This is a genomic window from Arenibacter palladensis, from assembly GCF_900129275.1.
In the GTDB taxonomy this organism is placed as follows: domain Bacteria; phylum Bacteroidota; class Bacteroidia; order Flavobacteriales; family Flavobacteriaceae; genus Arenibacter; species Arenibacter palladensis.
Genome location: NZ_FQUX01000012.1, coordinates 112,786 through 124,351, shown reverse-complemented (window position 1 = coordinate 124,351; position 11,566 = coordinate 112,786). Strand labels below are relative to the sequence as shown.

The following is an 11,566-nucleotide window of genomic DNA, read 5'->3' as shown; positions in this document are numbered from 1 at the left end:
AGGATCTTGTTCTTCAACTTCGCGTCAGATAGCTCGCGTTCTAAACGCTTGATCTTCTGGGCAGGGGTTTCTTTGGATTTTGGCATTTGATGTCGAATTGGGTTGCTCCAATCTAAGGTACCATGTTTTCTCAACCAGACCAAAACAGTACTTCTACCTTGAATGCCATAAGCCTTCTGTGCCTGCTTATAGGTCATTTCGCCTTTTTCAACTTGGGAAATAACGGCCAATTTAAAACCTAGATTGTAATCGCGTTGTGTCCGCTTATTACCTGTAATCTTTGAATGTTTCATAAATAAGTCGATTTTGTGTCAACTTATTTTAGGACGGGACAAAACAATTATATAAAAAGCATCCTGATTTTCAGGATGCTTTTTTAACTTTAAGCCCAATCTGGTTCTCGAAGATTATTTGAATTGCATTGACCGATTCATGATTAATCTTGAACTTAATTTAACCATAGTGAACAAAAATCAATTCCCTATAGATGACAAGTAAAAATCAATTTACGAAAAACATTATTGGTGTTGCCATATTATCCATTGCCTTGGGCTGTGGTAGCGCTAAAATAAATGTATCGACTGGTCAGGCAAATGGGGCCAATGATTCAAGTGTACTGGTCAAGGATGCCTCTATGGCTCAGGGCAGCCTGGAAGTTTCTTCGGTACGTTCTAATTTTTCTACGGAAAAAAGGGTTGGGGAAGTAATCTCTTATTTGGCGTCCGATGAACTACAGGGTCGTGAAACAGGTAGTCAGGGAATAGAATTGGCTGCAGATTATATAGAAACGATTTTTAAAAGTAATGGGGTGGGTCCCTACTTCAAAAGTTACAGGGATACCTTGACTAATTTTGAAAAACCTGCTTACAATTTAGTTGGCTACATTGAAGGAACGGACCAACGGTTAAAAAACGAATTCATTATAATCGGTGCCCATTATGACCATATTGGTAATGCGGATCCGGTGGCCGATGATAATATTGCCAATGGAGCCAATGATAATGCCTCGGGTACTACCACGGTCCTGGAGATTGCTCGTTATTTTGGGAATAATAAAAATAATAAGCGAAGTATCATTTTTGCTTTATTTAGTGCCGAGGAAAAGGGTCTCTTGGGTTCGAAACATCTAGCTAAAAGGCTGAAGGATCAAAATATGGATCTATATGCCATGCTAAATTTTGAAATGGTTGGAGTTCCCTTGGTCGGGAAAGATTATTTCATGTATGTAACGGGTTATGAGGAATCCAATTTAGCGGATGTTTTCAATACTTATGCCGAAGAAAAATTGGTCGGATTTCTCCCAACGGCAAAGGAATTCAATCTATTTAAGAGATCTGATAATTATCCATTTCATCTAGAGTTTGGGGTACCTTCCCAAACCTTTTGTACCTTCGACTTTACCAATTTTGATCACTACCACAAGGTAGGCGATGAGGTTGACTTAATGGATTTTGAGCATATGGCCTTATTGGTAAATAAAACCATTCCGGTTTTGGAAGATATTATTAACGCCCCAATGAGGGAGATAGAATATAAGTAATGGCGAATATTGTAATTACGGGAAGTAGTAGGGGGATTGGCTTTCAAATGGCACAGTTATTTGCCAATGACGGACATAATGTGTTGGCTCTATCCAGAAATAATGCTCCGATTGCCGCATTGAACCATCCCAATATATCCAGTTTTTCGTTTGATCTGGCCAATGAGTCGGATTATGTTCAATTGGACGAGTTCATAAAAAATAATTGGAAACAGGTCGATATTCTTATAAACAATGCAGGTAAATTGTTGAACAAACCTTTTTTGGAAACTTCTATGGAGGATTTTGAGGAGGTGTATAAAGTGAATGTATTTGGAGTGGCCAATATCACAAAAAGAATAATTCCATTAATGCCCAAAACTGGTCATGTGGTTACCATTAGTTCCATGGGTGGTGTTCAGGGCAGTATGAAATTTGCTGGATTATCTGCTTATAGTTCCAGTAAAGGAGCGGTAATTACCATGACAGAGTTGTGGGCAGAGGAATTCAAGGAACCTGGACCGTCATTTAATGTATTGGCATTGGGAGCAGTGCAGACTGAAATGTTGGAAGAGGCTTTTCCTGGTTATAAGGCCCCTACCACTGCTTTGGAAATGGCTACATATATCAAGGATTTTGCACTTACCGGCCATAAACTTTACAATGGAAAATTGCTACAGGTGTCCAACTCAACTCCTTAAATTATAATTTGGCCAATGAAAGATTACCAATGTGTTATTTTTGACTGTGATGGGGTACTGGTAGATAGTGAGGTGCTCGGCAATCAGGTATTTGTGGATATGGCCAATGAACATGGAGCTGGGATAGATATATCCTATGCCATGAGGCATTTTAAGGGAGGTTTTTTAAATGACAGTATAAGGCAGGTAGAGGCTATAATTGAAAAGCAATTGCCCCAGGATTTTGAAAGTGAATATCGCCAAAAATCCTACGAAATGTTTGCTACCCATTTGAAACCGGTAGACGGAGTTGAACAGGTCTTGAATAAATTAAAAGTGCCATTTTGTGTTGCATCCAGTGGGCCACAGGAAAAAATTAAAAGAAATTTGCAAACGGCCGGTCTGTCTTCATTTTTTAAAAACAATATTTTTAGTTGTTATGATATTGGAAAATGGAAACCCGACCCTGCTATTTACTTGCACGCATCCAAAACCATGGGGTATACTCCTAACGAATGTTTGGTAATAGAGGATTCTTTGAAAGGGGCAAGGGCGGCCACCTCTGGGGGATTTGATGTTTATGGATACACCCTGTTAAACGAGGATCCCGATTTTGAAAATGAGGTTACCAAATCCTTTGAACAAATGATAGAGTTGATCTCCATGCTTAAATTATAACCAACTTCCTTTCTTGGGAGGGTTATTTTTTAAAGGCTGGTTGCCTGAAATTAGACTGGCTATTATTTTCGTTTGTGGGAATTGTTCCAAAATAATCTTGATAAAAACGGTAATCGGTATGGCCATTATCAATCCAGGTACCCCCCAAATATATCCCCATAGCATCAACATGACCAATACGGTAATGATGTTAATGGAAAAAGATTTGCCCATAAATATGGGTTCCAGTATTGATCCGAACAATACCTGTACCCCGGTAATGGACAGGACAAAAAATAAGAGCGTACTTGTAGGTTCCAACTCTACAAATGCAAATAGCGCCAATAGTACTACGGAAATAATGGAGCCAACCATTTGCACAAAATTTATGGCAAAAGCGAACAATCCCCAGAAAATGGGAAAGCTTACGTCAAAGAACACACAAGCCAACCCAATTCCTATTCCGGTAAAAAGGCTCACTAGAAATTTGACCTTTATAAATTTAATAAGGTCTTTTTCAACCTTTACAAAAGTCTTGACCGAGGTGTGCTTCTGTTTTAGAATGGTATTGTTCATTAATTTCTGAACGTTTATTGATTCTGCCAGCCAAAGCACAACGAAAAATACCGTCATTAATATCATGGTGACCGTATTACCTATGAAATCCAAGGTCGTCCCAAAGTTTTTCATCATACTTTCTTTGGGAATAAAATTGTTAATGATGTTTTCTTCCTTGGAATAGGGTATTCCCAGGTAATCTTCCATGCCAATTAATAAGGCTTCCAATTTGGTCTCCGCTTTTTGGAAAAAGGAGTTGTCCGCAGAAAGTATTTCCTTGCTGGTAAGTTGTATTAGTTCTCCGCCTATTTTTAAGGCTCCGATGAAGATCAGTATAACAATAAAAATACTGATGGGTTTGGATACATTCTTTTTATTGAGCCACCTCATTATTGGAAGGAACAATAAAGCTATGAACATAGAGAAAATGAGGGGTATAAATATAAACGACAAAAGTTTTAATAAGTAAAACACTAAGGGGATTACTATGATAAGTAATAACTTATTGGTGGTTCTTAACTCGTTCATAATTATTGTAATAGTTTGTTTTTCGCTGCGTTCAACGGGAATGCAAAGTTAATGGAAAGAAGTTGTCTTTAATCGTTAATAAAAGTGTAAATATTCTTGCTTATATATTTTTTTTGATATCGTTAATTGTTTTTTGGATAAAAATTTTACTTAAAACAATATGGAATCTTAAAATTTCTAATTTTGTTACTATGCAGGACACTTTGGAAAAGTATCTTCCTGAAAGGGCGGTAAGTTTAAGTATGGAGCTTATAAAGGAAAACAGTGTACATCTTAAGATTGTGAATCAACGGGTTACCCGTCATGGAGATTATAGGAGGATGCCCAATGGATCCCATCAGATTACCGTGAACGCCACCTTAAATAAATATCGATTCTTGATCACTTTGGTTCACGAAATAGCACATTTGGTTGCTTTTGAAAAATATGGACGTAAAATAAAACCACACGGATTGGAGTGGAAAAGGACATTTCAATATTTGATGTTGCCCTTTTTAAGGCCGGAAGTCTTTCCAACCAATCTATTGCCCATGTTGGCCAGGCATTTTAGAAATCCTAAGGCTAGTAGTGATACAGACGCGGGACTATCCTTGGCCCTAAAACAATTTGATGTGCAGGATAGCGGAAAGTCCTATGTTTTCGAATTACCGCATGGCAGTGTTTTTAGGATATATAACGGAAAATTATTTCAAAAGAAGAATAAAAGGGTAAAGCGGTACGAATGTGTCGAAGTAGCTACGGGCAGGGTTTATCTTTTTCAGCCCAATGCCGAAGTAGAATTAATAAAAGATTAAAAGAAAATACTATGAATAAAAATTACTATGCGGTTTTAATGGCAGGTGGCGTAGGGTCCAGATTTTGGCCAATAAGTACAACTGCTTATCCCAAGCAGTTTCATGATATGTTGGGTACTGGCGATACCTTGATTCAGAAGACTTTTAAGAGATTGTCCAAGTTTATTCCGGTTGAGAATATTTTGATCTTGACCAACGAAAGATATAACGAATTGGTCTTGGAGCAATTGCCAGGGATAAAACAAGAGCAGGTAGTCTTGGAGCCTGCCATGCGCAATACTGCTCCATGTATATTGTATGCGGCCTTAAAAATACAGAAGAAGAATCCGGATGCCGTTATGATAGTTGCCCCGAGTGATCATTGGATAGAGGATGAAGAAGCGTTTGCAAAGGACGTTATAACCTGCTTTGATAAGTGCGAAAAGGAAAATGTTCTATGCACCTTGGGTATCAAGCCTACTTTTCCCAATACCGGTTTTGGATATATAGAATTTGAAAAGAAAGACGGGGAACCACTCAAAAGTGTCCACCAGTTTAGGGAAAAACCTGATTATGAAACGGCCAGGGATTTCATAAAACAGGGAAATTTTTTGTGGAATGCCGGCATATTTATGTGGAGTGTAAAAACTATTGTGGATGCTTTTAAGAAATTTCAACCAGAACAATATGACTTATTTCTTAGTGGATTGAAATACTATAATACCGTTCAGGAAAGAGCATTTATAAATGAAAATTACCCAAAGGCGGAGAATGTTTCCATTGACTATGCCATTTTGGAACCGTCCAGTAATATTTTTGTATTGCCGGCCACTTTTGATTGGAACGATCTTGGAACATGGGGTTCTTTGTACGATAAATTGGACAAGGACGTTAACGGGAATGCTTTGGTGAATTGTCAGGTTTTAGCTGAGGATTCCCATGGAAATATGATTCGTTCCCCAAAAGGAAAAATTATCGTTATTGATGGATTAAAAGACTATATTGTGGTAGACAAGGAGGAGGTTTTGCTTATATATCCCAAATCCAAGGAACAGGACATAAAAAAAGTACTTGCAAAAGTTAAAGATAATTTTGGAGATCAGCTGGCTTAATTATGGAGGAAAATTTAAATAAAGACCAGAACCAGGAATTCCCTGAGGGTAGCGGGCAAGATATAAAGCGAGATTTTAGGGGTCTTTTGGAGGGAGTGAAAGTATTTCTCGCCGATCTATTGGATATACGCAAGAACACGGATCAGGAGGCTACAAAAGAATCCATTGTTGCGGATATTCCTTTTAAAGGCCATACTTCCTGGATTTTAATATGTTCCATATTTATTGCATCTGTTGGACTTAATGCCAACTCTACAGCGGTAGTCATTGGTGCCATGTTAATATCACCTTTAATGGGTCCCATTTTGGGGATGGGGCTATCCTTGGCCATCAATGATATAGATACCTTGAGACGATCACTCAAGAATTTTGCGGTCATGGTTGCCTTAAGTGTTATTACAGCCTTTTTATTCTTTTATTTATTTCCACTAAGGGATGAGTCATCGGAGCTTCTGGCAAGGACAGCGCCAGACATTAGAGATGTGCTTATTGCCTTTTTTGGTGGATTGGCATTGGTTATTGCCCGTGCAAAAAAAGGGACCATTGCCAGCGTTATTTATGGGGTAGCCATTGCAACGGCCTTGATGCCTCCTTTATGTACGGTCGGTTTTGGTTTGGCCATTGGTAACTTTAGCTATGCCACGGGCGCCATGTATCTTTTTACGATAAATACTATTTTTATTGCCCTGGCCACGTTCTTGGTTATAAAATTATTGCGTTTTCCAATGGTGCGCTATGCCAATTCGCAAAGAAGAAGGTTTATTGCCCGAATGGCATCAATAGTGGCTATTTTGGTCATGATTCCTGCCGGATTTACCTTTTACGATGTGTTCCAAGAGTCCTTGTTTAAAAAGGAGGCCAAGCAATTTGTGACCAACAATATTGTGCCTTATGAATTGCCGGGAGAAGGACGGTATTTGGAGAATTTGACCGATATTCAATATAATCACGGGGATGATGGGTTTATTGAATTGGTGTTCATGGGGAACGAAACCATTCCGGACAATGTAATTGCAACTTGGAATACGCAAAAAAACACCTATGATAAGCTTAAAAATGTAGAATTAAAAATTGTACAGGGATCCAAGAATCAGGAGTTGGATCAAATGAGGTATGTCAGTGAATTATATGAATCCAAAAAAGCGGAATTACTGAGCAAGGAGCAACAGATTCAGGTTTTAAAGGAGGAAGTTGGAAAAATGAGCAAGCTTGTTGAGCATCAGATTCCTTTTCAGGATATTAGTGCAGAGGCCAAGACCAATTATGAGAATTTGACCAGTTTGGGCTTTTCCTATACCATTACAACAGATTTTAATAAATTGGATACCATTCCGGTGTTTAATGTACAATGGAAAAAGGGATTGCCTGCCCAGCAAATAAAAACCGATTCCCAGAAACTAACGGATTGGTTGCGCTTAAGGTTAAAGAATTCCAAGATTCAAGTGAGGGAAGAGCAGAATTAATTACGCTCCTCTATATACATTTGGCGCACCTTTTTAAATAATTCGGACGAATAGACGAAGTCGGTTACGGCTTCGTTTTCCGTTTTAAAAATTTCTTTATTGCTGCCTTCCCATTCCTTTAATCCGTTTTTTAGGAAAATTATCTTCTCACCAATTTCCATAACTGAATTCATGTCATGGGTATTGATTACCGTGGTAATATCATATTCTTGCGTAATTTCATGAATAAGATTGTCGATGAGGATGGCGGTTTTAGGATCAAGTCCAGAATTGGGTTCATCACAAAACAAGTATTTTGGATTCATTACAATAGCCCTTGCAATGGCAACCCGTTTTTGCATTCCTCCCGATATTTCCGATGGAAATTTATTATGGGCATCAACAAGGTTTACCCGTTTAAGTACAAAATCTACCCGATCCTGCATTTCAGATTTCGATTGTTTGGTGAACATGCCCAAGGGAAACATAACATTGCCTTGTACGGTCATGGAATCGAACAGGGCACTACCTTGAAACACCATTCCCATTTCCTGCCTTAAATTACGTTGTTCGCTTGCTGAAAGTTCGGAATAGATTTTTCCGTCATAGCTAATGGAGCCCTTATCAGGTGAAAATAGTCCCAAGAGACACTTTAAAAAAACCGTTTTACCGGAACCACTTTGCCCTATTATAAGATTGGTCTTTCCTTTTTCAAATTTGGAACTAATGCCTTTTAGAACATGGCTTTCCCCGAAGGATTTGTGTAAGTTGTCTACTTCTATCATTAGCCCAAAAGTAATTGTGTTAAAATGTAATTTACAATGATGATCACAACACTTGTCCAAACAAAGGCGGTTGTACTGGCCTTTCCAACTTCCAATGCCCCACCTTTCATGTAGTATCCGTGAAAGGAAGGAATGGTAGCAATAATCAGTGCAAAAACTATCGATTTTATAAAGGAATAGGTGACGTGAAACGGAATAAAATCCAATTGCAAGCCTTCAACGAAGTCCGCACTGGAACTAAATCCTCCGAAAACACCGGCTGTCCAACCTCCAAAGATACCCACATACATCGCTATCGCTATCACAAAAGGGTAAAACAACATTGCTATTATTTTCGGAAAAACGAGATAGTTCAAAGAATTGACCCCCATGATCTCCAGGGCATCAATTTGTTCCGTTACCCTCATGGTGCCAATGCTGGATGTGATATAGGAACCAACCTTTCCCGCCATAATTATGGAGGTGAATGTTGGTGCAAATTCGAGAATTACCGATTGTCTAGTGGCAAATCCTATAAGATTTCGAGGAATGAGCGGATTGGTAATGTTCAGGGCGGTCTGTATGGAAACTACTCCGCCAATAAAAAAGGAAATGAAAATAATAATACCCATGGAACCATAAACCAGTTCGTCTATTTCTTTTAATATAAGGGTTTTCATAATGGACCATTTAGTGGGTTTTTTAAAAACCTCCTTGATCATTATGAAATAGCTGCCTATTGATGCTATATAATTCATTCAATATAAAATATTGCTTAGAATGTAAAAATAACAATATTAAGAATCATTTAACTTCCAATTAAAATTTAAAGGTTTTATTTCTATATTTTTGTTTCTTTAAAAATAAAGATAATGCAAAATAAGAGTCTGCTGCTATTGCTTTTACTGCTTGTAATAGGATTTAATCCTGTTGGGGTAAATGCCCAGAGAAAATCAAAAAAAAATAAGGTAGAAGACATATCCAATTCCGAAACTGTAACCGTTCAGAATATTGCTACCACCCCTAAATTAGTAGTGGGTATCGTAGTGGATCAGATGCGGTACGATTATTTGACCCGTTTTTGGAACCAATATGGGGAAGGTGGTTTTAAGCGTTTGGTGAACGATGGGTTTAATTGCAAAAACAATCATTTTAATTATGCGCCAACGGTTACTGGAGCCGGACACGCCTCTGTTTATACGGGGACAACCCCGTCCGTACATGGTATAATAGGCAATGATTGGTATGATAAATATGCGGATGAAAGTGTTTACTGCGCTGGTGATCCCAATTATAATTCTGTGGGAACGTCTTCCGATGCAGGAAAAATGTCCCCACATAGAATGCAAACAACGACCATTACGGACCAAGTGAGGTTGCATACGCAAATGAGGGGTAAGGTAATTGCTGTTGCGATTAAGGATAGAGGTGCCGTTCTGCCTGGTGGCCATACGGCCAATGCCGCCTATTGGTTTGATGGAGGGGCTGAGGGCAATTGGATTACGAGCTCTTATTATATGAATGAATTGCCTAAATGGGTCATAGATTTTAATGCGCAAAAAAGTGTTGCCAAATACAAAAAACAATGGACAACCCTCAAAGACATTAATAGTTATTTGGAAAGTGGTCCTGATAACAATAATTACGAAGGGCTTTTTGAAGGTCAGTCCACTCCAACCTTTCCTCACGATTTGGTAGGCTTATGGGACAATAATGGTAAATATAGTATATTAAAAAGTACGCCGTTTGGTAATAGCCTTACCACAGATTTTGCTTTAGAGGCTGTGGATAAGGAGTCGCTTGGAACTGATATTTATACAGACTTCCTGGCAATAAGTTTCTCAAGTACAGATTATGTGGGACATAAATGGGGAGTGAATTCTAAGGAGGTAGAGGATACCTATCTTCGTTTGGACCAAGATTTAAAACGTCTATTTGAAACCTTGGATAAAAAAGTGGGAACAGGGGAATACACTGTTTTCCTAACTGCAGATCATGCAGCTATAAATGTTCCGGCTTTTTTAAGGGATCAGAAACTTCCAGCTAGTGTGGTGGAATCAAAAAAATTGGATGACCGGCTTACCGAATATCTGAAGTATACCTACGGAACTACGGATATTGTAAAAAAGACCTCCAACAATCAGTTGTTTTTGGATTATAGAGTAATCAAGAGTTTGGATTTGGATATTGATGATGTTGAAGAAGAGTTGGCTTTGGAGTTAATTCAATATGATGGTATTTACAACGTATTTACAGCCAATCAGATGTGGCAGAATCAATATACTAGCGGAATTCCCTATATTGTTCAGAACGGGTTCAGTCAAAAACGTTCTGGGGATGTACTGATGGTGTTCGATCCGGGAAGTGGAAAATATGGAAATACAGGTTCAACACATGGTTCGCCATGGAATTACGATACACATGCCCCCTTGTTGTTTTATGGTAAAGGCATTAAGAAGGGGAGTACGGTCAACAGAACGGAGATTCCGGATATAGCTCCAACAATAGCTTCATTAATGGGAATGAACCCTCCTTCAGGAAGTACGGGAGAGCCAATTGATGAGGTAATAGACTAATAATAGTAAGACTTGTTTTAATAATAAAAAAGCCAAACTTTTCTTATCGGAAGAGTTTGGCTTTTATTTTTCTCCATCTCAGCTGGCGAATAAATTTACCTTCTACGGGGCTTACCAGAAAATCTGTTTTTTCTTTGTTGGCCAAAAAATACCCTTGAAGATTATCCAAAAAAGCCCTTAGTTTTTTTTGTTTTAAAGCCATTTTTACCGAAGCAATAAGGGTAATGAGTAACCCATACCTCATGGTATACATGGCCTTTCCCTGTAGTAATTTGGCTTTTTTGTTATAAGCATTTCCCAAAGGGCGCAAGTGTTTAACCTGCAAGTTGCTATCTGTATAGATGTTAAAACCGTTGTATTGGGCAAGTAGCTCGTCCACGGTATCCCAGCCCATGGCGGTTTTAAGCCCCCCAATAGCCCTAAAGCATCTTTTGCTATATGCTTTAAAAGCACCGCGCACATGGTCTTTGTCCATAGGGTGATTTAGTTTCCAATCCCCATTTTTATCCTGTTCATAGGCAAATCCCCCTGCTAACCCAATTTTTACGTCTTTAGAAAAAATCTTGGCTACTTTTTCAAAATAGGAATCGGGAAGAATTATATCGGCATCTAATTTCACTATAAAGTCATAGTCGTCATCCAATTGTTCCAAACCTTTATTGAAGGCATTAACAACTTTACTGCCTGGCAAATGGGCAGTGGACGAATGTGCATTGATCTTAGATATATAGCTGTATTTGGCTGTGAAGCTATCTATTATTTGCTCGGTATTGTCCGATGAATTATCATTTACCACAACAACTCTTTTAGGAGGTAAGGTTTGCGTAACCACAGATTGCAAGGCGTCCGTTAAGAACAGGCCTTCGTTATGTGCAGGGATGATAATATAATACTTCACCGTTAAATATATATTTGTTTTAGTGGTTGAATCGGTCCGTTTTCTGTCTGCTGAAGTAC

The 11,566-nt window shown here is 38.5% G+C and carries 11 protein-coding genes and 1 pseudogene; 7 read left to right on the top strand and 5 right to left on the bottom strand.

Annotated features, from left to right (window positions below; all coding sequences use genetic code 11):
- A pseudogene (locus BUA60_RS21730) lies at positions 1–293 on the bottom strand (IS3 family transposase); the annotation flags it as partial.
- Between the two features lie 194 nt (positions 294–487).
- Between BUA60_RS21730 and BUA60_RS21725 the strand changes: the two are divergent.
- From BUA60_RS21725 to BUA60_RS21715, 3 genes are read left to right on the top strand one after another with little or no spacing between them, the layout of a single operon-like run.
- Positions 488–1,540, top strand: coding sequence for a M28 family metallopeptidase (locus BUA60_RS21725; protein ID WP_072865517.1), 1,053 nt, complete (start codon positions 488–490; stop codon positions 1,538–1,540).
- The gene (locus BUA60_RS21720; RefSeq protein ID WP_072865513.1) at positions 1,540–2,220 is read left to right on the top strand and encodes an SDR family NAD(P)-dependent oxidoreductase; all 681 of its coding nucleotides are present in this window, start codon (positions 1,540–1,542) and stop codon (positions 2,218–2,220) included. Before BUA60_RS21725 ends, BUA60_RS21720 begins: the two co-directional genes overlap by 1 nt.
- 15 nt (positions 2,221–2,235) lie before the next feature.
- The gene (locus BUA60_RS21715) at positions 2,236–2,877 is read left to right on the top strand and encodes an HAD family hydrolase (protein ID WP_072865511.1); all 642 of its coding nucleotides are present in this window, start codon (positions 2,236–2,238) and stop codon (positions 2,875–2,877) included.
- On the opposite strand, the gene BUA60_RS21710 is transcribed toward BUA60_RS21715, so the two are convergent.
- Positions 2,872–3,942 (bottom strand): AI-2E family transporter, encoded by a 1,071-nt coding sequence (locus tag BUA60_RS21710; protein ID WP_072865508.1) that lies wholly within the window; start codon positions 3,940–3,942, stop codon positions 2,872–2,874. The genes BUA60_RS21715 and BUA60_RS21710 overlap by 6 nt on opposite strands.
- Before the next feature lie 191 nt (positions 3,943–4,133).
- Between BUA60_RS21710 and BUA60_RS21705 the strand changes: the two genes are divergently transcribed.
- The 3 genes from BUA60_RS21705 to BUA60_RS21695 are packed head-to-tail and all read left to right on the top strand — an operon-like array spanning position 4,134 to position 7,290.
- Positions 4,134–4,736: a SprT-like domain-containing protein gene (locus BUA60_RS21705; protein ID WP_072865506.1), complete on the top strand. Its 603-nt coding sequence runs from the start codon at positions 4,134–4,136 to the stop codon at positions 4,734–4,736.
- Between the two features lie 11 nt (positions 4,737–4,747).
- On the top strand, positions 4,748–5,827 hold the full coding sequence (locus BUA60_RS21700; protein WP_072865504.1) for a mannose-1-phosphate guanylyltransferase: 1,080 nt from the start codon (positions 4,748–4,750) through the stop codon (positions 5,825–5,827).
- Between the two features lie 2 nt (positions 5,828–5,829).
- Positions 5,830–7,290: a DUF389 domain-containing protein gene (locus BUA60_RS21695; protein WP_072865502.1), complete on the top strand. Its 1,461-nt coding sequence runs from the start codon at positions 5,830–5,832 to the stop codon at positions 7,288–7,290.
- Here the strand turns inward: BUA60_RS21695 and BUA60_RS21690 are convergent.
- A complete protein-coding gene (locus tag BUA60_RS21690) occupies positions 7,287–8,054 on the bottom strand; it encodes an ABC transporter ATP-binding protein (RefSeq protein WP_072865500.1) in 768 nt (255 codons plus the stop codon). The two genes, BUA60_RS21695 and BUA60_RS21690, sit on opposite strands and share 4 nt — an antisense overlap.
- Positions 8,054–8,791: an MlaE family ABC transporter permease gene (locus BUA60_RS21685; protein ID WP_031445201.1), complete on the bottom strand. Its 738-nt coding sequence runs from the start codon at positions 8,789–8,791 to the stop codon at positions 8,054–8,056. The genes BUA60_RS21690 and BUA60_RS21685 overlap by 1 nt, the downstream gene beginning before the upstream one ends.
- A 114-nt stretch (positions 8,792–8,905) precedes the next feature.
- Between BUA60_RS21685 and pafA the strand changes: the two genes are divergently transcribed.
- On the top strand, positions 8,906–10,609 hold the full coding sequence (gene pafA / locus BUA60_RS21680) for an alkaline phosphatase PafA (RefSeq protein ID WP_072865498.1): 1,704 nt from the start codon (positions 8,906–8,908) through the stop codon (positions 10,607–10,609).
- Positions 10,610–10,652: 43 nt separating this feature from the next.
- Here pafA and BUA60_RS21675 read toward each other — a convergent pair whose 3' ends face one another.
- Entirely contained in the window at positions 10,653–11,507 is an 855-nt protein-coding gene (locus BUA60_RS21675; protein WP_072865496.1) for a glycosyltransferase family 2 protein, read from the bottom strand.
- Positions 11,508–11,566 lie beyond the last annotated feature (59 nt).

Excerpts from the sequence above, each read along its gene's own strand:
- pafA (WP_072865498.1), top strand. The coding sequence starts at position 8,906 with ATGCAAAATAAGAGTCTGCTGCTATTGCTTTTACTGCTTGTAATAGGA.
- BUA60_RS21690 (WP_072865500.1), bottom strand. The coding sequence starts at position 8,054 with ATGATAGAAGTAGACAACTTACACAAATCCTTCGGGGAAAGCCATGTT.
- BUA60_RS21725 (WP_072865517.1), top strand. The coding sequence starts at position 488 with ATGACAAGTAAAAATCAATTTACGAAAAACATTATTGGTGTTGCCATA.
- BUA60_RS21710 (WP_072865508.1), bottom strand. The coding sequence starts at position 3,942 with ATGAACGAGTTAAGAACCACCAATAAGTTATTACTTATCATAGTAATC.
- BUA60_RS21720 (WP_072865513.1), top strand. The coding sequence starts at position 1,540 with ATGGCGAATATTGTAATTACGGGAAGTAGTAGGGGGATTGGCTTTCAA.
- BUA60_RS21700 (WP_072865504.1), top strand. The coding sequence starts at position 4,748 with ATGAATAAAAATTACTATGCGGTTTTAATGGCAGGTGGCGTAGGGTCC.
- BUA60_RS21715 (WP_072865511.1), top strand. The coding sequence starts at position 2,236 with ATGAAAGATTACCAATGTGTTATTTTTGACTGTGATGGGGTACTGGTA.
- BUA60_RS21695 (WP_072865502.1), top strand. The coding sequence starts at position 5,830 with ATGGAGGAAAATTTAAATAAAGACCAGAACCAGGAATTCCCTGAGGGT.
- BUA60_RS21685 (WP_031445201.1), bottom strand. The coding sequence starts at position 8,791 with ATGAATTATATAGCATCAATAGGCAGCTATTTCATAATGATCAAGGAG.
- BUA60_RS21705 (WP_072865506.1), top strand. The coding sequence starts at position 4,134 with ATGCAGGACACTTTGGAAAAGTATCTTCCTGAAAGGGCGGTAAGTTTA.